20 protein-coding genes are annotated in these 20,666 nt (G+C 46.0%); 16 read left to right on the plus strand and 4 right to left on the minus strand.

What is annotated here, in order from left to right; translation table 11 throughout:
- Positions 1–270: a DNA-directed RNA polymerase subunit L gene (locus METPAY_RS00220; protein WP_048148077.1), complete on the plus strand. Its 270-nt coding sequence runs from the start codon at positions 1–3 to the stop codon at positions 268–270.
- A 20-nt stretch (positions 271–290) separates the two neighbouring features.
- On the opposite strand, the gene METPAY_RS00225 is transcribed toward METPAY_RS00220, so the two are convergent.
- Complete coding sequence (locus METPAY_RS00225) at positions 291–908, minus strand: translation initiation factor IF-2 subunit beta (protein ID WP_048148079.1); 618 nt, start codon at positions 906–908, stop codon at positions 291–293.
- A gap of 202 nt (positions 909–1,110) precedes the next feature.
- On the opposite strand from METPAY_RS00225, the gene METPAY_RS13960 reads away from it, so the two are divergent.
- The 3 genes from METPAY_RS13960 to purL all read left to right on the plus strand — a co-directional run bounded on the left by METPAY_RS13960 (position 1,111) and on the right by purL (position 6,316).
- Positions 1,111–3,648, plus strand: coding sequence for a PAS domain-containing sensor histidine kinase (locus METPAY_RS13960; RefSeq protein WP_052418596.1), 2,538 nt, complete (start codon positions 1,111–1,113; stop codon positions 3,646–3,648).
- Between the two features lie 97 nt (positions 3,649–3,745).
- Positions 3,746–4,117 (plus strand): response regulator, encoded by a 372-nt coding sequence (locus tag METPAY_RS00235; RefSeq protein ID WP_048148081.1) that lies wholly within the window; start codon positions 3,746–3,748, stop codon positions 4,115–4,117.
- A 126-nt stretch (positions 4,118–4,243) separates the two neighbouring features.
- Positions 4,244–6,316: a phosphoribosylformylglycinamidine synthase subunit PurL gene (gene purL, locus METPAY_RS00240; protein ID WP_048148084.1), complete on the plus strand. Its 2,073-nt coding sequence runs from the start codon at positions 4,244–4,246 to the stop codon at positions 6,314–6,316.
- Between the two features lie 548 nt (positions 6,317–6,864).
- Here purL and METPAY_RS00245 read toward each other — a convergent pair.
- Positions 6,865–7,335: a flavodoxin family protein gene (locus tag METPAY_RS00245; protein WP_048148086.1), complete on the minus strand. Its 471-nt coding sequence runs from the start codon at positions 7,333–7,335 to the stop codon at positions 6,865–6,867.
- Positions 7,336–7,677: 342 nt separating this feature from the next.
- Here METPAY_RS00245 and mptA point away from each other — a divergent pair, with 342 nt between their 5' ends.
- The 8 genes from mptA to METPAY_RS00285 all read left to right on the plus strand — a co-directional run bounded on the left by mptA (position 7,678) and on the right by METPAY_RS00285 (position 14,846).
- A complete protein-coding gene (gene mptA, locus METPAY_RS00250; protein WP_013328541.1) occupies positions 7,678–8,616 on the plus strand; it encodes a GTP cyclohydrolase MptA in 939 nt (312 codons plus the stop codon).
- Between the two features lie 272 nt (positions 8,617–8,888).
- Positions 8,889–10,259, plus strand: coding sequence for a coenzyme F420 hydrogenase subunit alpha (gene frhA / locus METPAY_RS00255; protein WP_048148088.1), 1,371 nt, complete (start codon positions 8,889–8,891; stop codon positions 10,257–10,259).
- Positions 10,260–10,270: 11 nt separating this feature from the next.
- Positions 10,271–10,819 (plus strand): coenzyme F420-reducing hydrogenase, FrhD protein, encoded by a 549-nt coding sequence (frhD, locus tag METPAY_RS00260; protein ID WP_048148089.1) that lies wholly within the window; start codon positions 10,271–10,273, stop codon positions 10,817–10,819.
- A gap of 115 nt (positions 10,820–10,934) precedes the next feature.
- Positions 10,935–11,708 carry a coenzyme F420 hydrogenase subunit gamma gene (gene frhG / locus METPAY_RS00265; RefSeq protein ID WP_048148117.1) on the plus strand — a complete coding sequence of 258 codons (774 nt, stop codon included), beginning with the start codon at positions 10,935–10,937 and terminating at the stop codon, positions 11,706–11,708.
- A gap of 1 nt (position 11,709) precedes the next feature.
- Positions 11,710–12,573, plus strand: coding sequence for a coenzyme F420 hydrogenase subunit beta (frhB, locus tag METPAY_RS00270; protein ID WP_048148091.1), 864 nt, complete (start codon positions 11,710–11,712; stop codon positions 12,571–12,573).
- Between the two features lie 170 nt (positions 12,574–12,743).
- Complete coding sequence (locus tag METPAY_RS00275; RefSeq protein ID WP_048148093.1) at positions 12,744–13,106, plus strand: response regulator; 363 nt, start codon at positions 12,744–12,746, stop codon at positions 13,104–13,106.
- Between the two features lies 1 nt (position 13,107).
- Complete coding sequence (locus METPAY_RS00280) at positions 13,108–13,716, plus strand: chemotaxis protein CheC (RefSeq protein ID WP_245611484.1); 609 nt, start codon at positions 13,108–13,110, stop codon at positions 13,714–13,716.
- Positions 13,717–13,730: 14 nt separating this feature from the next.
- On the plus strand, positions 13,731–14,846 hold the full coding sequence (locus METPAY_RS00285) for a PAS domain-containing sensor histidine kinase (RefSeq protein WP_048148095.1): 1,116 nt from the start codon (positions 13,731–13,733) through the stop codon (positions 14,844–14,846).
- A gap of 1 nt (position 14,847) precedes the next feature.
- On the opposite strand, the gene METPAY_RS00290 is transcribed toward METPAY_RS00285, so the two are convergent.
- Positions 14,848–15,330: a DUF2124 domain-containing protein gene (locus METPAY_RS00290; protein WP_048148097.1), complete on the minus strand. Its 483-nt coding sequence runs from the start codon at positions 15,328–15,330 to the stop codon at positions 14,848–14,850.
- Positions 15,331–15,449: 119 nt separating this feature from the next.
- Between METPAY_RS00290 and METPAY_RS00295 the strand changes: the two genes are divergently transcribed.
- The gene (locus tag METPAY_RS00295) at positions 15,450–16,049 is read left to right on the plus strand and encodes an archaellin/type IV pilin N-terminal domain-containing protein (protein WP_052418597.1); all 600 of its coding nucleotides are present in this window, start codon (positions 15,450–15,452) and stop codon (positions 16,047–16,049) included.
- A 20-nt stretch (positions 16,050–16,069) separates the two neighbouring features.
- Here the strand turns inward: METPAY_RS00295 and METPAY_RS00300 are convergent, their stop codons facing one another.
- Positions 16,070–16,720 carry a hypothetical protein gene (locus METPAY_RS00300; RefSeq protein ID WP_048148099.1) on the minus strand — a complete coding sequence of 217 codons (651 nt, stop codon included), beginning with the start codon at positions 16,718–16,720 and terminating at the stop codon, positions 16,070–16,072.
- 119 nt (positions 16,721–16,839) lie between these two features.
- Between METPAY_RS00300 and METPAY_RS00305 the strand changes: the two genes are divergently transcribed.
- The 3 genes from METPAY_RS00305 to METPAY_RS00315 all read left to right on the plus strand — a co-directional run.
- Positions 16,840–17,880, plus strand: coding sequence for an AI-2E family transporter (locus METPAY_RS00305; protein ID WP_048148101.1), 1,041 nt, complete (start codon positions 16,840–16,842; stop codon positions 17,878–17,880).
- 92 nt (positions 17,881–17,972) lie between these two features.
- Positions 17,973–18,152 carry a hypothetical protein gene (locus METPAY_RS00310; protein ID WP_013328553.1) on the plus strand — a complete coding sequence of 60 codons (180 nt, stop codon included), beginning with the start codon at positions 17,973–17,975 and terminating at the stop codon, positions 18,150–18,152.
- Between the two features lie 114 nt (positions 18,153–18,266).
- On the plus strand, positions 18,267–20,666 hold a 2,400-nt coding region (locus tag METPAY_RS00315), incomplete at its 3' end, for a PAS domain S-box protein (RefSeq protein ID WP_048148103.1).

Raw genomic sequence — 20,666 nt, forward strand, 5'->3', positions numbered from 1 at the left:
ATGGAGATAAAAGTAATAGAACTAAAGGACGATCTCGCACGCATAATGTTTGTCGGGGAAGGGCATACCTTCATGAATGTACTTGTGGATGAGATTCTGAAGAATCCCGAAGTCGATGTCGCAAACTACAGCAGTGAGTTCCATTTTACAGATCCTGTACTTCTTGTAACTACAAAGAATGGTAAAAATCCGCTCGATGCAATCCGTGAAGCTGCATCTGCAATTTCCGGCAATTGTACAGGGCTTATTGAGACTCTTAACAATTCCTGAAAAAAAATATAAAAAAAATATTATTTTCTGATTGGTTCCGTAAAGGCGATAGTGCCTGCAACTCTTGTTATCTTCACCCTGACCTTCTGGCCCGGTTTCGTATTTGCAACGTAAAGCGTATATTTGCCGACCTTTGCAACGCCGTCTCCTCTTTTGGAGAGGAACTGGATCTCGGCATCGATCTCTTTTCCTTCCTCGACAAGATTTGCGGTTGCGTCTCCCCTGGCTCTCCTCTTCCTTACAGGTCTGTGCCCTCCGCATGCATCGCACCTGAGCATCATGATCCTTCCGTCTTTCACGAGCCTTGTATCGGGTTTCCCGCACTCTGAACAGATCACGTAATCTTCGGTATACTTATTCACAAGATCTGCAATAAGATCGCGATCGAATTTTCCGTTGAATATTGCACGGTTCCCGTCTATCTTGCCGGCCGTTCCAAGCTCTCCAAGCAGGTATTTCATAACATGGTCGGGCTCTCTTCTGAGGGTGGAGACGATATCGGAAAAATTTTCAAGAACCGTTGTTTTCCCCTCAATGTACACCCTGGCTTCGGGTACCTGAAAACGTCCCTCATCACCGGAAGTCTCCGTGATGTTGCTGTATGCCTTTTCTAAAAGGGCTTCATAAGGGTCTGTCATGTCTAATAATATTGATGCTTTAAATAGATATAACTCACTTTGCTGACCTCCTCCCAGGCAAAGAATAAAAATTCGAATCTGCAAAAGATTGAATATCACTTCTGAACTTCGTTTAGACAGGGGAAACAAAACATGTACTTTTAATGGTAAAAAGGAACAATACATCCGATAGTTACCTTAGGAGGAATTATTTTTGAAGGTGATGGAGCCGTTTTTGGAAATAATCGGTGAAGAGTCCGGCAAAAAGGATATTTCTTATCTGGCTATGATCGGGCTTGTCATTTTCATGGTCGTGCTTTCCGAAACTGCTCTGGTCTTTACAACCAGCGGTCTTTTTCTCCTTTTGTCCAATCTCTTCTATTTCCCGCTGATCTATATAAACATGAAATGCTATGAACGGGGCCTTGCAGTCAACTCTGCTTTGGGTGCAGTATATTTTATAATATCCCTGTTTCTGGTTCATTTCGATGTTGTAGATATCCTGATTGCATTCTCAATGACAGTGACATATATTGCGGTCGGGATCAGCATAGCAATGATATCAAAGACGAACAATGAGAATAAAAATATCCTGATCGACAGCATCAGCAATTATGAAAATTTCTTCGAGGAGATCCAGGATGCAGTTCTTGTCTACAATTCTTCAGGGGAGATTCTCGGCGTCAACAATGCTGCATCAAGATTATTCGGCCTGGAAAAGAAGTACCTTACTTTTCTTAAAATTGAGGACCTGGGGAATTTCATTGAAAAGGATGATCTGAAAAAAGCGTTCTACGATATCAGCCCCTCCAAAAGCGGTTTTACGGATACCCGGCTGAAACAACAGGGTGGGAATACAATCTATGTCGAAATTCTCTCGAGCGCTGTAGATCCGTCAAAAGGAATTATGAGGGCTTATATCCGGGATGTCACCTCCAGGGTTGTCGCAGAGGAGAAGATCCATGATAGCGAAGCGCGGTACCGGCACCTCACAAATCAACTGCCCGAGATGATATTCGAGCTGGATACCGATGGAAATTTCACATTTTCAACACGTTATTCTATCAATCTTGCCGGAAAAACACCTGAAGAACTTACAGGCGGGATGAAGTTCTGGGACATTCTGGTTGAAGATGACAGGGATCGTGCCCGTAAAAATCTGGAATGGTTCTATAAAGGGATGTTTCTGGGCGCAGTGGAATACAGGCTGGCTAAACCCGACGGTGCCGTTATTCCTGTTATGGTTCATTTCAGCTATGATTTTGACGACAACAGTGCGGTGCAGGGGATCAGGGGCCTTGCTATGGATATCAGCCAAAGGAAAAGGATGGAGATGGCCCTGCGCCGAAACGAAAAAAAATTCAGAAGTCTGTTTGAGAATTCAAATGACGCTGTTATCATATTCGACAGGGACGGCTATATAATCGATATAAATACACGTCTTTGTCTTATGCTGGGCATAAGGAGGGATGAGGCAGTTTCCCAGACTCTTGAGTCCCGTTTTCCCGTGCCCGAATGGGGCAAAATATCGCAGATGTATGAAAATTCATCATCCGAAGGTGTCTGTTTCGAGTCCCGGATGCAGAATAAGGAAGGATCATTCATCGATGTTGAGATAAGCTCCGGGATAATCGATCCCGGAGAAGGCCTTTATCAGGCGATCCTAAGGGATATATCCGAAAGGAAGCGTGCCGAAGCTGAGCTTGCCCTCAGCAGGGGCAGACTCAACCTGGCAATAGAGGGCGCCGGAATGTGTGTTTGGGACTGGGATCTGGAGAAAGACGAGATGGTCTTCGAAGGCAAGTATGAAGAGATGTTTGGCCTTTTGAACGGGAATGATAATAGTCACGGCGCTATATGGAGGGAAATTCTCCAGGAGGAGTTCTATACAAAGATTATGGATCTGTATTCCAACTGCAATGACCCGGAGAAATCAGATCCGAAATCCGCACAATTCGAATCCGAGTATAAATTCAGGACATCTGCAGGGACATACAAATGGATAGTAGTTCTCGGCAAAGTCGTGAAATGCAGTTCAGACGGGAATCCTATACGGATAACCGGTATAATGCAGGATGTATCCGATAAAAGAAGGTCGCAGAATGCATTATATGAGGCAAATAAAAAACTCAATCTTCTCTCCAGTATAACCCGGCATGATATACTGAACCAGATCGCCGGCGTCAGGGGATTTACCGATATCCTGAGCAAAAGGCTTCCTGAGAAAAACTCAGAACTTCTGCATTACCTTGATATGATCAAGAAGGCCACATCCAATATCCAGGAACAGATTACTTTTACAAAGGATTACCAGAATATCGGCGTAGAAAGTCCTGCCTGGCAGAACCTTGAAAAGGTTATCGAATCTTCACGCTCAAAAGCCCAGCTCAGGGATATTGCGTTCTTCAATGAATGTCATGGCCTTGAAATTTATGCAGACCCGATGATTGAAAAGATCTTTTTCAACCTGCTGGATAATGCCATCCGCCACGGCGGCAGTGTAACCGAGATTGATGTGAAATGCAGAAAAAGCAGGAATTTCCTCTTCATAATTGTTCGTGACAACGGGACTGGTGTACCCGTCGATCTTAAGGAAAAGATCTTCGATCATGGTTATGGCAGCAATACCGGACTCGGGCTGTTTCTTGTAAGGGAGATTCTCGGGATTACGGGTATGGAGATTAAAGAGGTGGGTGAACCCGGAAGCGGTGCGGTATTCGAGATAAAAATACCCGCCGATCATTTCAGACAGATCGGATAGAGAGAACCCGAATGCCGAAATGGTATAAATAGGAAACAAATTTTAACTTTCGGGTAGACAGCCTATCTGTTAAAATATTTCAATGAGGGATTGGTAAATGCACGATAAAAAAATTCTCGTAGTTGAAGATGATGCGATAATTTCCGAACTTATCATGTGGCGGCTGAAGGATCTCGGTTATGCCAACTGCAAATTTGTTTCCTCGGGAGAAGAAGCTGTTGAGGAAGCCAGGGCGATGTCTCCCGATCTGATCCTGATGGATGTTACACTTGACGGCGATCTCGACGGAATCGATGCAATAAAAGAGATCAAGAAGTTTATTCCCGGAGTGCCTTTCGTATATCTGAGCTCGCACATGGAGAACGATATAATTGAGCGTGCTCTTGAAACAAAGCCTTCGGGTTATATAGCAAAACCTTTCGAGGACTTTGAACTCAGAATGGGAATTGAAATCGCTCTCATGAAATAATATACCAAAATCGAATTTTTACATGAAAATCGCGTTGTGATTTACATGAAACAGTCAATGAAACTTTTGTTTCATAAACGTTTTTAATCAATATTATCTCGTCTGAAAACCAGATATTTCTGCAGTATGCTATCGCCCTGTGATGAGGAATATATTGAAAAGAAGCTCGGGAGGAAACTCACAGCTCTTGAATACGCATGTTTTGAAAACCTATGGAGTGAACACTGCTCTTACCGCTCCACGAAGCCTCTGCTGAGGACACTCCCGACCGACGGAGAAAACGTTCTCCTCGGCCCCGGGGACGATGCGGCAATCGTGAAATTCTCCGATGAGATCGCACTTTCAATAGGGATGGAGTCGCATAATCATCCAAGTTACGTGGACCCTTACGACGGTGCCGCTACAGGGGTTGGAGGAATCGTCAGGGATATCATCTCGATGGGTTCAAGACCTATTGCCCTTATGGATCCTCTCTTCTTCGGTGAGATATCGGGCGAGAAGAACAGGTACATCTTCGAACATGTAGTTGCAGGTATCGGTGATTACGGAAACTGTATAGGTGTCCCTGTGGTGAGAGGAGATCTTGTCTTTGATAAAAAATATGCGGGGAATCCTCTTGTTAATGTGGTCTGCGTAGGAATCGTTCATCCTGATAAATTCCTTACCGCCCGCGTGAAACAGCCGGGAAGCAGGCTCGTCCTTTACGGGTCTTCAACAGGCAGGGACGGTCTCGGTGGAGCGTCGTTTGCATCCCGCGATCTCTCAGAAGACTCGGAGGCCGAAGACAGACCGGCAGTTCAGGTGGGCGATCCCTACACGGAAAAACTCCTTATCGAAGCGACCCTTGAACTTGCCGAAACAGGAAAGATTCTCTCGTGCAGGGACCTCGGTGCAGCCGGGCTTGCGGGGGCATCTTCCGAGATGTCGGAGACCTTCGGTGCAAGGCTCTATGCCGACAGGGTTCACCTCCGCGAGGAGAACATGAACGAGGTTGAGATCTTCCTTGCAGAATCTCAGGAGAGGATGCTTGTCGAGGTCAGGCCTGAGAATGTTGCTGAGATTACCTCGATAATTGAGAAGTACGATCTCAAATGGAGCGATATAGGTGAGGTCACCGAGGAGAAGAAGTACGTGATATCGTTTAACGGCGAGATCGTGTGCGACCTTCCGATCGATCTCCTTGTCGGCGGGGCGCCTGAGGAGGCATGGTCCGGGAGTTCCTATAATATTACGAAGGAGTATGTTAAACCGCGGGCTTCACTTAAGGAACTGTGCCTGAAAGTCCTCTCTCACCCGGAGATCGCAAAGAAGGACTGGGTAAGCCGCCAGTATGATCATGACGTTCAGCTGAGATCTGTTTCTGTCGAGGGAGGTGCAGCATGCCTGAAACTCGGTGATGCAGGATTGTATCTTTCGTGTGGGTGTTCCCCAAGGCAGATCTTCCTGAAGCCGTATGAGGGGACGGCCAATGCAGTGTATGAGAATGCCGCGAACCTTGCCGCGATGGGAGCAGAACCGCTCTGTATAGTGAACTGCCTGAATTTTGCAAGTCCGGTTCATGACGATGTGTTCTGGCAGATCAGCGAATCGGTTCGCGGCATGGGCGATATGTGCCGCAGTCTCGGAGTTCCTGTTGTCGGCGGTAACGTTTCCCTCTATAATGAGAGCGATGAATTCGGAACCCAGATCCCTCCGACTCCCTGCATCGGTATGGTAGGGAAAGGTGCTGTTAGAATTTATACTCCAGCGTCTGCCGGGCAGAAACTCGCGCTGATAGGGAAATGTGAAGGCGGCATGGGCGGCTCACTCCTTGATGAAATTACAGGTTGCGGCGGAGAAGCCCCTGCTATTCCGGACACTTCTGTCTTGGAGCTGGTAAGATCCCTTGTAAATATGGGTAAGGTATCGTCTGCAACCGATATTTCACACGGGGGTCTTCTGGCTGCGGTCGTGTCCTTTGCCGGAACTGCCGACCTGAAACTTTCCGGTGATCCTGTTGAGACGCTCTTTTCAGAGAGTTATGGTCGCTTCCTTGTGGCTGTTGATAATGAAAAAAGTCTTGAAGGCATCGAATACGAGATGATCGGAACTGCCGGTGGGGATTCGCTGAAGATCAGGTTCGGGAATGAAGATCTGGTTCTTGAAAGAGCTGAGATTGAATCTGTGCTGGAATCGACTACGAAAATAATGCGATACTGAATTTCAGTCTTTTTTTTCTTTTTTATTAGTGCCCTTTTTCAGAGGCAACCCTTGGATAAATTCACCTTTTTTTTACTATCTTGCAAGGTGACCTAAGGTCTCCGTAGGTTTCGAAAGGGCGACAGCCCTTCGGTCGGCAACCCTTGCGCAAGTTCGCTCCGCTTTGCTTCGCGAACACGCCCTGACCTCAGGGCTTTGCGCTATGGCGATAGCCCGGCATGGACGTTACCCTTTCGGGTAGCCTCGGCCGGGGGAAAACAAAATCGAAGATGGATAAATCCATGACTGAGTGGTGCAGGATTTTAAAAAAGAGAGAGATCTTTGCTATTGATTTTTTGTGAAAGGTGACTAAGGCTGTTCCGGGTTTCGAAAGGGTAGTTAACCCTTTGGTTGCCTCAACCTGGAATAAAATCTTGGATCAAAACAGGCGGAGTTTGTTTGGAGCCAAAGGGGATGCTTGTCCATCCCCTTGGCGACTTATCACCATGAGGGGGAGAGTAATAGGGAGGGGGAATCCTCCCCCTCCCGAATTCTAGTACCAAATCAGTTTACAATTCCGCCGCTTTAATCATCTCATCAATCTTTCCGGAGTCTTCGGTCTCCTTCTCGCTGAAACCGTACGTACCAACCACATCCATCCCGGCATCTTCGAGTTTTTTTCTGAGGATGTTAAGCGTCTCTCCTTCCGAACCACGGTAAGTGGCGAATGCAACGGCCTTTTTGTCTTCTCCATCTTTGATTATGTCCAGTCCTGCATTGACCACAGGTGTCGGGTGCCCTCCCCATACGGGTGTTCCGATGACTATTGTGTCGTAGGCCGCGAGATCGATATTTGTAATGCCGATCTCGTCTCCCTGCTGCATCAGTGCTCTCTTTATTCCGGATGTATACATTCCGATTTTGGAGTACTTTTTCTCCGGCTTAAGTTCGAGGATGTCGGAATCGGTTTTTTCATGGATATACTCGGCGACTCTTTTTGTATTTCCGGTCTCCGAATGATATACGATCAGGCTTTTCATAGGTTATTCTCGGGCGCTTCCGATTAAAATGTTATTGCATAATGCTATGCAAAAGGTAAAATATGAGAATCCTTTATTCTGCGTATCCCGGATTTTGATGAAAAATGTAGATTTTGCTCTGTAGTTGCTTCTGCTTAAAAATCTTATAAAATGTGGCTGAATTTAAAATTTATCTAAAATTCAGGGTTTATTTTTAAAAAATCAAAAACAGGTTAACTTCATAAATATTATATCATCTTCAAAAAATAGTTACAGGGATTAGATACGATCACGCAACCTGTATGAATATGTTGCGGGCGTATCAGAGATACCTGTAATGTTATGATCGAAGAGGTATATTCGATGGATCTCCCGGATACACAATCCACTTTACCAGAGGTTCGCATCAACCTGACAAGGGTCGGTGTGAAAAATGTCAAAAAGCTTATTGAAGTAGCAAGGCCTGGCAAGCGACCAGTAATTTTCATCTCCAATTTTGATGTCTTTGTAGATCTCCCGAGCAGCCTGAAGGGTGCGAACATGTCTCGCAACTTCGAGGTTATCGATGAGGTTCTCCAGAAGGCAGTCGAAGGAGAGGTAAAAGGCATCGAGGATGTCTGCAACTCGGTCGCACGAAAACTCCTGGATCACCATGAATATGCTGACAGGACAGAAGTCCTGATGACCAGCACCTTCATGGTAAGACGCGAAACTCCCGTATCAAAGACCGAATGCGATGAGGTTGTCAAAGTAGTTGCAAGTGCGGTTGCGAAGCGCAACAACGGAAAACCGATTATCAGGAAGAGTATAGGGGCCGAGGTTACCGGAATCACGGCATGCCCGTGTGCACAGAACATCATGAAAGAGATCGCCCAGAATAAACTTGCCGAACTCGGAATCGAGCAGGAGAAGATCGTCGAATTCCTTGATGCAGTGCCTATGGCGACCCACAACCAGAGAGGTCAGGGCTTCCTCAGCATTGAAATCGACGATGACCAGTGGGTCGATCTTGAAAAGATAATAAGCGTCCTGAAGAACTCGATGAGTGCAAAGATATACGAGCTCCTGAAAAGAGGCGATGAAAGCCATGTTGTTTTTTCAGCCCATAAGAATGCAAGGTTTGTGGAAGACTGCGTCAGGGAGATGGCGAAGAGCGTTCTGACAGAGTTCGATTTCCTTCCCGGGGATTCGCTTATAACGATTCGCCAGACGAATGAGGAGAGCATTCATCAGCACGATGCATATGCCGAGAGAAAGGCAACCATAGCTGAACTTAGAGCAGAGATCAACGAGTCGTTCTGATCGGACCCAAACGGCGTGGTCTCACAAAAATCCACCTTTCTCCTTTATTTTAACCCTTGTTTTGCTCCCCCAATGTGTGTTTATTGATATTTGTTGTTACTTTCGCTTAGATTCGTAATACGACGCCAATGCAACAACGAAAGTTATTTTTAAGGACAAAACTGAAATTACCAATTAGCGTACTGAGTTTCATGTACGTGTGTTGCAATAAACAAAATGTGTTTTACACCAGTATAGCCATTTGAACAAAATTTATAAATGAGGCGATAAATTTGTCGAAAGTTGTAGAGGTTTCCCCAACCACAAGGCATGAGGGTCACACCAAACTCGTTTTAAAAGTCAATGATGACGGAATAATCGAGCGCGGTGACTGGCTCAGTATTACACCTGTAAGGGGTATCGAGAAACTCGCAATTGGAAAGACAATGCACCAGGCACCGAAGATCTCTTCACGTGTCTGTGGTATCTGTCCGATTGCGCATACTCTTGCAGGTATTGAAGCAATGGAGGGTTCCATCGGCTGTGAAATTCCGGACGATGCATACCTCCTGAGAGTTATATTACAGTGTGCAAACAGACTGCACTCACACGCACTGCACAACATCCTCACTCTGCCTGACATGTACCTGCCCGGTACAGATGTTCACATCAACCCGTTCACGGCAGAAGAGCCTGTACGCAGTGTTGCACTGCGCATCCAGAAGCTCCGTGAGATCGGTCAGACATTAGGTGAGATTGTAGGCGGCGAGCCGATTCACCCGTCCAACCCCCGTATCGGTGGTATGTACAAGAACATCTCACCCCGTGCAAAGGCGAAGTGCTACGATCTCTTAAAAGAAGGTAAGGATCTTGCAAGAGAGCACATGGAGTTCATGATCACGGTTCTTAAGGACTGGGATGCACGTCCAACTGCATCAGTTGCAGCAGGATATGAAGTCGAGAAGACCGAAAAGTTCGGTTTCCATGACCAGGGATACATGGCAGTAGACCCGCTCTACGCAAGCACAAACCTGGATGCAGAACCCAAGTGGTACCCCGAGCGCTGGACCGAGGTCCGCCCCTGGGACTGGTATATGGGCGAGCAGGAGATCACACTTGACGATCCAAACTACCCGAACCATGCAACCACACCTGCCGGAGGCAAAGCCTGGCCGCAGATGGAAGCATGCACAGCTGTCCCGATGTACGACGGAGCACCTGTTGAGGTAGGTCCCCGTGCACGTCTTGCAATCTTCCGTAACTATGACAGGAAGGGAGCAATGGGCCTGCAGATCGCACGCCAGATGGAATACATGGACTGTTTCTACAGTGCAATCGAGGCATTAGATGCACTCGACACATCAGGAAGCGTAATTGCAGACGAGATCCCGCAGGGAGACGGCTCGCTCGGATGGGCAGCAAATGAAGCCCCGCGTGGAGCCGACGTACACCTTGCAAAGGTAAAGGACGGACGCGTCCAGTGGTATTCGCTTCTCGTACCGACAACCTGGAACTTCCCTGTATGCAGCCGTGCACTTGAAGGAGCACCCTGGCAGCTTGCAGAGGTTATTGTTCGTGCCTACGACCCATGTGTGTCATGCGCTACACACATGATGGTGGTCGATGAAGAGAAGAAGGTAGTGGCCCAGAAGCTTGTTCAGTGAGTGTATTGTTGATGTCTGACTGGTATGCCGAGAATATGATTGTCGGGTGCGGAAACCCGCTTCAAACGGATGACGGTTTCGGGCCGGCCGTAATAGCCGAACTTAAGAAACTCTCTCTGCCCGACAATGTGAAAATCTTGGATGCAGGGCTCGCAGGTCCGCATTATCTGTTTACGCTTATGGCGCAATCGGATATTCCTGTAAAAAAGATGGTAATACTGGATATTATGAACTTTGGAGGAGAACCCGGAGAGATCACGAGAGTGACACCTGATGTTTTGTCGCCAGGTGCCTATACTGATCCTCATTCATGGGGTCTTCGCGAACCGTTGCAGATTCTTGCGGAAAAGACGGATATCGTTATATTCGGATGCCAGCCGGAGAGCATTGACATATCCCAGATGGATAATGAGGCTGATGAAGCTGAATTCTGGGTCACTGAAAGCGTTAGAAAGGCCATTCCGAAGGCGATGCGCCTTGCGCTTGCCGAAGTAGGGGTGGATTATGGGACTACTATCGCGTCTCAAGGAAATCTTCAAAGGGAAAGAGCAGGAAGCTGAAAAACCCGGAAAACCTGCAGCCGGAAAGGCCGCAGCCGGAGCCAAGCCTGCGAAAAAGCCCTCGGATGTGAAGGTAGAACAAAAGCTGGAAGAAAAAATTAAGGAGGAAAAGCCTGTGGTAAACAAAATTACCGTTGGACACGTTCACATGTCCGGATGTACCGGATGTCTTGTGTCACTTGCAGATAACTATGAAGGGCTGTTCAAGATTCTCGATGACTACGCAGATCTTGTATACTGTCTTACACTCGCTGATGTAAGGCACATCCCGGAAATGGATGTAGCCCTTGTAGAGGGATCTGTATGTCTTCAGGACGAGTGCTCGGTCCGTGAGATTAAAGAAACCAGGGAGAAGGCAAAAGTTGTCGTCGCCCTCGGTGGATGTGCAGCATATGGAAACGTTACAAGATTCTGCCGCGGCGGTCAGTGGAACCAGCCCCAGCATGAATCGTTTGTGCCGATCGGCGACCTGATCGACGTGGATGTATATCTCCCGTCCTGCCCACCAGGAGCAGAAGCAATCAGAAACGTCTGTGTCATGGCATACCTGCTTCTTCAGGGAACTGACGAGCAGAAGGCTCTTGCAGCAGCGTACCTTACGCCGCTCATGAACCTTGCAAAGCGCGGAACAGAGGCCTGCGGATGCGACCTCATGTATGATATCATCAACCAGGGTCTCTGCATGGGCTGCGGTACATGTGCAGCATCATGCCCTGTCCGTGCCATCACGATGGAATACGGAAGGCCCAACATCGACCGTGAGATGTGCATCAAATGCGGTGCATGTTACGCACAGTGCCCACGCAGCGAATTCAGCTTCGATGTAATCAACCAGTTTGAAGGCATCATGGAAGCAATTGACGGTGCAATGGGAAAGGGAGGTGAGTAAAATGGTTCTTGGAAATTACAAGACAGCAGTCTCGGCACGTGCAGCAGATGCTGATATCCTTAAGTGCTCACAGGACGGAGGAATTGTAACACAGCTCTTTACATATGCACTCGAAGAGGGCATTATAGACGGAGCTATCGTAGCAGCCCCCGGAGACGAGCCCTGGAAGCCCGAGCCCATCGTTGCAACAACGAAGGCAGAGCTTCTTGCAGCACGCGGCACAAAATACACGATCAGCCCGAACATGATGCTGATCAAGGAAGCAACCCGTTCATACGGTCTCGACAAAGTCGGTATCGTCGGAACACCGTGCCAGATGCAGGCACTCAGAAAGGCACAGCTCTATCCTATGGCAATGCGTAAGGTACCCGACAAGATTGCTCTTGCAATCGGTATCTTCTGCATGGAGAACTTCCCGTACATGGGTCTTGAGACAATCGTCGAGGACCACTGCCAGACAAAGATGGAGTCTGCAGTCAAGATGGACATCGGAAAGGGCAAATTCTCGGTATACACCGAGCGCGGAGCGCTTTCACAGATTCCGCTCGCTGCAACACACAAGTACGAGCAGCCCGGATGCCACGTATGTCTTGACTACGTAGCAAATCTTGCTGATGTATCTACAGGTTCAGTCGGCAGTCCCGACGGATGGAGCACAGTCTTTGTCCGCACAAAGAAGGGAGAGGACGTCTGGTCCAAGGCAATTGCCGCCGGTTACTTCGAGACAAAGGATATTGCAAGCGTCAAGCCAGGTCTCGACCTTGTCACGAAACTTGCAACAGGCAAGATCGACAAGAACAAGAAGACTCTCGAAGCACGTGCAACCCTTGGTGTCAACAAGGGCCTGCGCAACCCATACATCTAAATTTTTTTCTATTTTCACAAAATTCGTTGATTTGATTTAGTATTTCTCTATCATAAGCCGATTATGCCAATTATGTCAATTATTAATTCCAGTTGAACGAAGATTTCGATATAAAACAGGTACGGCTTTATAGAATAATCAATCAAATAATTCCATTGAGGAATTTTATTATGGTGATGATTCTTGTAACCGATGATTCTGCCTTTCAGAGGAATATTATCATATCTATATTGAAGGATCACGGGTATGAATACAGGGAGGCAGCGAACGGTATTGAGGCAGCTGAAGCTGCCTTAAAGTACAGGCCGGATCTCATTCTTCTTGATATCTATATGCCCGATTCGGGAGGATTTGATTTTATGGAGGAAGCGGGCAGACTGGAACTGGACATTCCTGTGGTTATCCTGACTTCCGATATCCAGGATACGACCCGGGAAAAATGTCTTGAGCTTGGAGCATCCGGTTTTCTCAACAAACCAGTTGTAAAGGAAGACCTTTTGGAAAAAATTTCAGATCTTGTTCATGTAGGATGATATGATGAGCTATGCGATCACGGAGAGTGATATCGATGCATTCCGGGAACTGATTAATATCGGACTTGGACGTTCTGCCGGAATACTGAATAAAATTACCAGATCACATGTCACTCTCAGCATTCCTGATGTAAAAATAATACCTGTCGGCAGACTGGATGAAATTCATAATTGTGATACAGACGGGGAACTCGCCACTGTAAGCCTTGATTATTCCGGTTCTTTCTCTGGAAGAACTGCTGTTGTTTTCCCCCAGGACAGCGGTGCAAAACTTGCAATGGCTGTCACCGGCGAGAACGAAGGTTCTCCTGAACTCGATGCTATGAAAGTCGAGGTCTTAAAGGAAGTTGGAAACATCCTCGTGAGCGGAGTGATGGGGTCGATCAGCAACGTCCTTAAAACCAGTTTGTCGTATTCTATCCCCGTTTACAGCGAGTCCGAGATTGAGGATCTCATCAGGAGCTGCAAGAAATTCACTGAAGAGTTTATCATAATCGGACGTGCGAATTTTATAATCAGGGACCTTGAGATATCCGGGAATATCATTATGATCCTCGAGATGGGCTCACTGGAGCGTCTGCTTAACAGTGTACGGAATGTCAATGGCTGAACGGGGCTTACAAGATGAATATTCCTGAAGATTTTGGTGTACTGATCAACCTCCCCGTAGGTGTCTGCGCAGTCGATACCAATTTAAATATAAGGTTCTGGAATCACCGGCTGGAGTTGTGGACAGGTTTAACTATGGAAGAAGTCTTCGGCAGACCACTGACGGAGTTGTTCCCTCATCTTGAAGACGACTTTTTTCTGGATAGATTAAATGATTCGATATACCGGCATATCCCCCAATATTTCTCTTCCAGCCTTGGTTTGTCGATAATCCCCGAGGATAAGGCGTCCGGAAGGTCGATGGAGCAGAGGACTTCAATCGTTCCGTATCAGCGTGATGACGGAAGTGATGAATATGCACTTCTTATTATCGAGGATATCTCCGACCTGAAAAAAGAGGTCGAGGCTTACCGGAAGATGAAGGACCGTGCCATAATAGCCCTGAACGAGCAGATAAAGGCTGAAAAGGAGGTATTCGAGGCTAATGGCGAGGCTGATCTATATCTTGAAGTAATGTCTCATGACCTGAATAATTACAATAACATAGTGCTCGGTTATGCATCCCTTCTTGAGCACACCGATGACCCGAAGATTCAGAAATATTCTAAAGGAATTGTCCTTGCGGCAGAGAGGAGTTTTCAGATTATCCAGTCTGTCAGTGCTGTCAGAAAGTTAAAGGCATCTTCATCTTCCAATGTTCCGGTCCTTCTCGATAATGCTGTAAATGAAGGAATGAAGCGTTATTCGCATGTTGATATAAGCTACAAGATCACAGGAGCAAAAGTTAAGGCCGGGAGCCTTCTTCCTGAGGTATTTGCCAATCTCTTCGGGAATAGTTTGCGCAACGGCGGAATGGATACAAAAATTGCAGTTATCGTCGAAGATCTGGGTGATCGGTTTCTTATCCATATCGATGATAATGGACCGGGATTATCCGTCGAAGAAAAAAATTCAATCCTGCACAGGGATGAAAAGGAAGGCAACGAGTATCAGTTAAGAAGTACAGGGCTTCAGTTGTATATCGTCAACAAACTTCTCGAAAGATACGGTACATATCTGACGATAGGCGAATCGTCTTTTAAGGGTATAAACGAAGGTTCCAGATTTTCATTCAGTCTTAAAAAAGGATAAATTAATTTTTCCAGATGTCGACGGGATCGATCTTTGCATCGATTATCAGATCAAAGTTGAGAATATCCGTCCATTTCTCTTTTTCGAACATGCTCATGAAGCAGATTCCTGCAGCTTTTGAATTATATTTGCCGATTGTCTTCTTTACGTCATCAGCCGATACGGGGACATTGGGCATGGCAAGGCCGCCCATAATCACGACGAGCGAAGGATCGATCTTTTCAGGTTCGCCATTGGCCTGCAGGCCCACATTTTCTTTATTTTCAAGGGTAACAGCTTTCTTTTCGTCAAGAAGAGGTACGAAAATAATTTTGCACCCAAGATCTCTCACTGCATAACCGAGAAGCTCTACAAAAGGCGTACATGTTCCGGGACACCCGTAAAACACAATCTGGTCTTTTTCATTCAGTTCAAGCGATTTTATAAATTCCTTGAACGGCCTGAGCATTCCTGGAACGCCTCTTAGTGATTCGACTTTCTCCATATAATATGATTGGCGGAACCACTAAAAGGGTTTTTTTATCCCATTATCCTGAAAAGCAAATGAAATTTTTTACGTAAGCAAGAATTATACATTGTAACTTTTATATTATTATTAAGGTTATGGGGATTGGTGTTCGTCATGGGAGTGAGGGATTTACCGGCCTGGAAGCTGCACTGGTTCTTGTGGCTTTCATCGTAGTTGCAGCCGTGTTTTCATATGTCATACTAGGTGCAGGTTTTTTTTCGGTTCAAAAGTCGCAGCAGGTTATATACTCTGCAGTAGAAGAATCCTCGTCGCCTTTAATCCTTGAAAATCCAATTTATGGTCTTAAAAATGAAAGTTCAGGAAAAATAAGTTCTCTTGTAATGACTATAGGTAAGAAATACGGCACCGGCAATCCTCTTGATATATCCAAAATGACCGTTATATGGTCGGATGAACATAATGTTGTAACTATACCTAAATCAGATCCGCTTTATTCTGATAATCCGGCACCCGGCACATGGGGTGTAACCGATAAGCAGGGTGATCCTGAATTCCCGTTATATCTTGAGAGCGGTGAGTATGCGACCATCGTAATCAGCCTGTCCCCCGAAAATGAAGTGTCCGGAAGGAAATCTTTTTCATTTGAGCTTATAACGACCGGCAATACCCTCTCTTTCAGCAGCATCGTGCCACGGAAGATAGACACGGTTACAACTCTTTATCAAAATAGCTGAACCGGGTTAATTGGCCCGGATCATATGTACTGGTAAGCAGCTACGACTCCGAAGATTAAAGAAATGATGATGCTTACCAGTGCGATCTGGAATGACCCGTCATTTCTCCGGTACATCCTGTTTAGTTCGCCGTCCCTTGCTTTGATCAACCTTGAGAGCTCCTTAAGCTTCTCATTGATATGATACTGGTCGTTTTTTGCAAGGAATATCGTGATGTCGTTCAGTATGTTTCTCTCAAGAGGCGGAAGGTCTGCAAAAGGTGCCTGGATGTCGTTTTCAGAGATAATTTTGTCCAGAATCTTCTTCCATTCCTGTATCTCGCTTTCGTTTGTAGTTTGCGGGATAATCTTTTCGTCCTTTGACAGAAGGGCTATAAGGTACTCCCTCATATACCTGGAAAGCCCGTAACGGTAGTTCATATCTTCGTCGCTTAATGAGGCCGTAGCTTCGTAGATATTTACGATATCATCCAGTGTTTTTATCGACTCAAGCTGGAATCCTACTGTTAAACTCCTGAAGAACCTTGTTTTGAATTTTTTCTCCTGCCTGATATCGTCCCTGTCCCGTACTCTTCCCGACTGCCGTCTTTTGACCATTACGAGTGCTGCAATGATAAAGATCAGGTAAATCGCGAGGAAGAGGATTATGATCTCCTTAGAAGTCAATATCATACCTAAATACTCCCAGTAATTGTCTATTTGGATCAGGTAATAACACTATTTAATTGGTTTTTCTTATGGCGTTTAGAGAAGGGAATTTGTTAAATAGTATCTGAGAGATGATCATTTAAATGCAGAGACTGCCCGATTTCGGATTATTGCTGATCTATTTTATTATTCTGATTGTGGCAGTATCCGCGATTGCGGTTTTCTCGACCCTGATTGGAGTACTGATTGTCGCTGCAGCCTTTGCAATTGTCCTTATGCCTGCACAGAGGTACCTGGGACTGAAGATGAGGGCCGGGATCTCTGCCGCGATTATCACGACCCTGGTTGCGGTTTTTATAGTTGTGGCATTCTATGTCACTGCTGTTGTAATAATCAATGATTCCGGCTTTTTCCTCAATATGATCAAATCCATAACTGCATGGCTGAACTCTCTTCTCTTTAACATCAAAGCTGAACAAATCTCCGGAACTTTTGCCATCTCTTCTGACATCTTTCTCCAGATCCTTGAAAAAACAGAAGACTGGTCATTGCAATTGCTGTCTATGGCACCCCAGATTATAATGAAAACTTTCATTCTTTTCCTTTCAATGTACCTCTTTCTTGTATTTGGGGATAATATCCACTCGGATTTTATATCTATAATGCCGCGTTCAGTGATGCCGTCTATAAAAATCTTTGAAAAGTCGATAGTCGACATGCTTTATGCGGTGTTTAATGTTCATATTGTAGTCGCCTTTATAGTGTTCATAGCCTCATTTCCTGTATTCTACATCCTCGGCTATGATCATATCCTTTTCTTTGCAGTCCTTTCTACTGTACTCGCTCTTATTCCTGTGCTGGGGCCTGTGGTTATGATCGCCTTCCTTGCCCTGTATGCGATCTCTATCTCGGACTGGCAGGGCCTGGTAATTATTATTGCCATTGCATGGCCTCTGCTTTGTGCCATTCCCGACTGGTGGATCAGGCCGTTTTTGATGGGGAAACGCACAAAAATAAGTGGTGTTATTATGTTCATTGCCTTCTTCGGTGGAATAATGGCTATGGGCGTGGTCGGTTTCATCATAGGGCCTGTGATCGTGGCGCTGGTTATTGCATGCTACAGGATAATTATTGCAGGTCATGTCATTCCTGCAGATCCGGTTCCCCGTGATTCAGGCAGCTGAAAGTTCTTTCTTTCGTGAGCGCCTGGCGGACTGAATTTAATTTCCAAAATTATTAATATTATTCTACCCTTTTTAGAGGTAGGTGAAAAATTATGGATTGGCTTGGTGCAACAGCACTTTTAATCGGACTTATTCTTGTAATCTTCGGTATAGGGCTCACTTTTTCGATAGATGCCGTTCAGATGATAATCGATAAATTCCTGGGGCTTTTAGCTTTATTGATTGGAATTATCCTGATGGCAGGCGGATATATGCTTATCCGCGAACAATAATCATTTTATGCCGAATTCAAAATAGCTATATGCTTATATTCAAAACTCTATATTTGGTATAATTAACCTGATTGTCATCGATGACTGACATGCATCCGGTTGTGGAGAGTAAATGTGATCAAGGTACTTCATGTCGACGACGAGCCCGCACTTGTTGAAATAACAAAGGGTTTCCTGGAGAAAAGCGGTGAATTTGAGGTTACTACCTTTACCTCTGCAGTTGATGCAATAAAAGATCTTGAAACTACATCATATGATGTTCTGATATCCGATTATGAGATGCCCGCTCTTGACGGGATCGAATTTTTAAAACGTCTGAGAGCAAAAGGAATTGATACTCCTTTTATTATCTTCAGCGGCAGGGGACGCGAGGATGTCCTGATAGAGGCCATTAACAACGGTGCCGATTTTTATCTGCAGAAGGGAGGAAAACCAAAGGCCCAGTTTGCAGAACTTGAAAACATGATCCGGCAGTCTGTCAGCAGGAAGATGGCCGAGAAGGAACTCAAAAAGAGCGAAGAGCGCTATCGTGCCGTTGTCGAAAGCCAGACAGAATTGATATGCCGTTTTCTTCCGAACGGAACAATAATCTTTGCGAATGATGCCTTCTGCAATTATTATGGTATTGCATATGATGCACTTATAGGGCATAAACTCAATCACGATGTTCCTGAGGAAGAGATTCCTTCCTTAAAAAGGCATTTTTCAGATCTGACTCCTGATGATCCGATAGGGGATGTTGAACACAGGGTTATTCTTCCCAATGGCGAGGTTCGCTGGCAACAGTGGAGTGACCGGGCGATCTTTGATGATTCCGGAAAACTCAGCGAATTTCAGTCAGTTGGGAGGGATGTCACCCAGCAGAAGCTAATGCAGATCGATCTCCAGGAGAAGGTGAATTATGTCCAGGCTTTAATGGACACTATGCCTGCTCCGGTCTTTTATCGCGACACCAAAGGCATTTATCACGACTGCAATCGTGCCTTCGAGGAGTTTGTTGGCCTCCCAAAGGAAAAGATCAAAGGGATGACGATCCATGAATTTTTCGACAAGGATTTTGCCGACCATTATGCAATGCGTGACCAGGAGATCGTCAGGAATCCTCATATACAGCAGTATGAGTATGCTGCAAATAACAGCAGAGGAGAGATTATCGACGTTCTGTTCTCCAAGACCGCAAGGTTCGCAGCCGACGGGACAGTCGACGGTATAGTGGGGGTAATTGTCGATATCAGCGACCGGAAGAAGATGGAGAGGGAGCTCAAAAAAGAGTTCAACTATGTCCAGGCCTTAATGGACACTATGCCTGCCCCGGTCTTCTACCGTGATACCAAAGGCGTTTATCATGACTGCAACCGTGCCTTTGAGGAGCTTGTCGGACTCTCTAAGGCCGAGATTATCGGCAAGACGATTCATGACTTTTTTGAAAAGGATCTTGCCGATCACTATGCAATGATGGACCAGAAGATCGTCGATAACCCGCATGTCCAGCTTTACGAGTATGAAATAAACAATGCCAAAGGTGAGAGATCCGATGTCCTCTTCTCGAAGACCGCAAGATTCGCCGCTGACGGTACTGTCGACGGCATAGTGGGAGTTATCATGGATATCAGCGATCGGAAGAAGATGGAAAGAGAGCTGATAGAGGAGGTAAACTTCGTCCAGGCATTGAAGGATACCATCCCCGCTCCGGTCTTCTACCGTGACGTCAACGGGATATATCATGACTGCAATCGTGCTTTCGAAGAGCTGGTAGGGCTTTCCAGGGATGAGATTATCGGCAAAACGATCCATGATTTCTTCAACAAGGATCTCGCGGATGTTTATACGCTTAAGGACCAGGAGATCATCCAGAATCCGCATGTCCAGCAGTATGAATATGCGATCAACAACTCCAAGGGCGAGATAATCGACGTGCTGTTCTCCAAGACTGCTCTTTTCAAGGCTGACGGGAGCGTTGCAGGTGTGGTCGGTGTTATCCTTGATATAAGCAACCGCAAACAGATGGAGAAGCAGCTGAGGGAAAGCGAGATCAAGCTTAGAACTCTTGCGGATTTCACGTACGATCTGGAGTCGTGGATGAGCCCGGAGAAAGAATTTATCTATATTTCCCCGTCATGCAAGAGAATTACGGGATATCCTGCAGAAGATTTCTACAACTCTCCAATAGAGACTCTTCAAAAGATAGTTCACCCTGACGACTGGCCGCGTGTTTATAATCATTACAACACCATGAGCGAGGACATGCGTAATATCATCCAGTTCGATTTCAGGATTATCACCAAAGACGGTGAAATGAAATGGATATCGCATAATTGCCAGCCTGTTTATGATTCGGATGGCAAGTGGGCCGGAAGGCGTGAAGCCAAAAGGGACATCACCTTCAGGAAAAAGATCGAGGAGGAGCTCTCGAAGGCCAATGCGAAGCTGAACCTCTTGTCAAGTGTCACCCGGCATGATGTCTTAAATCAGGTTACGGCTCTTTACGGGTATACCGAACTTGCCCGTGAACTT

This window comes from Methanolacinia paynteri, from assembly GCF_000784355.1.
GTDB lineage: Archaea > Halobacteriota > Methanomicrobia > Methanomicrobiales > Methanomicrobiaceae > Methanolacinia > Methanolacinia paynteri.

Coding starts and splice junctions, on each gene's coding strand:
- METPAY_RS00300 (WP_048148099.1), bottom strand. CDS start 16,720: ATGATATTGACTTCTAAGGAGATCATAATCCTCTTCCTCGCGATTTAC.
- METPAY_RS00305 (WP_048148101.1), top strand. CDS start 16,840: ATGCAGAGACTGCCCGATTTCGGATTATTGCTGATCTATTTTATTATT.
- METPAY_RS00235 (WP_048148081.1), top strand. CDS start 3,746: ATGCACGATAAAAAAATTCTCGTAGTTGAAGATGATGCGATAATTTCC.
- METPAY_RS00225 (WP_048148079.1), bottom strand. CDS start 908: ATGACAGACCCTTATGAAGCCCTTTTAGAAAAGGCATACAGCAACATC.
- METPAY_RS13960 (WP_052418596.1), top strand. CDS start 1,111: ATGGAGCCGTTTTTGGAAATAATCGGTGAAGAGTCCGGCAAAAAGGAT.
- frhD (WP_048148089.1), top strand. CDS start 10,271: ATGTCTGACTGGTATGCCGAGAATATGATTGTCGGGTGCGGAAACCCG.
- METPAY_RS00275 (WP_048148093.1), top strand. CDS start 12,744: ATGGTGATGATTCTTGTAACCGATGATTCTGCCTTTCAGAGGAATATT.
- purL (WP_048148084.1), top strand. CDS start 4,244: ATGCTATCGCCCTGTGATGAGGAATATATTGAAAAGAAGCTCGGGAGG.
- METPAY_RS00290 (WP_048148097.1), bottom strand. CDS start 15,330: ATGGAGAAAGTCGAATCACTAAGAGGCGTTCCAGGAATGCTCAGGCCG.
- METPAY_RS00285 (WP_048148095.1), top strand. CDS start 13,731: ATGAATATTCCTGAAGATTTTGGTGTACTGATCAACCTCCCCGTAGGT.
- METPAY_RS00245 (WP_048148086.1), bottom strand. CDS start 7,335: ATGAAAAGCCTGATCGTATATCATTCGGAGACCGGAAATACAAAAAGA.
- METPAY_RS00310 (WP_013328553.1), top strand. CDS start 17,973: ATGGATTGGCTTGGTGCAACAGCACTTTTAATCGGACTTATTCTTGTA.
- mptA (WP_013328541.1), top strand. CDS start 7,678: ATGGATCTCCCGGATACACAATCCACTTTACCAGAGGTTCGCATCAAC.
- METPAY_RS00280 (WP_245611484.1), top strand. CDS start 13,108: ATGATGAGCTATGCGATCACGGAGAGTGATATCGATGCATTCCGGGAA.
- METPAY_RS00295 (WP_052418597.1), top strand. CDS start 15,450: ATGGGGATTGGTGTTCGTCATGGGAGTGAGGGATTTACCGGCCTGGAA.
- frhB (WP_048148091.1), top strand. CDS start 11,710: ATGGTTCTTGGAAATTACAAGACAGCAGTCTCGGCACGTGCAGCAGAT.
- METPAY_RS00220 (WP_048148077.1), top strand. CDS start 1: ATGGAGATAAAAGTAATAGAACTAAAGGACGATCTCGCACGCATAATG.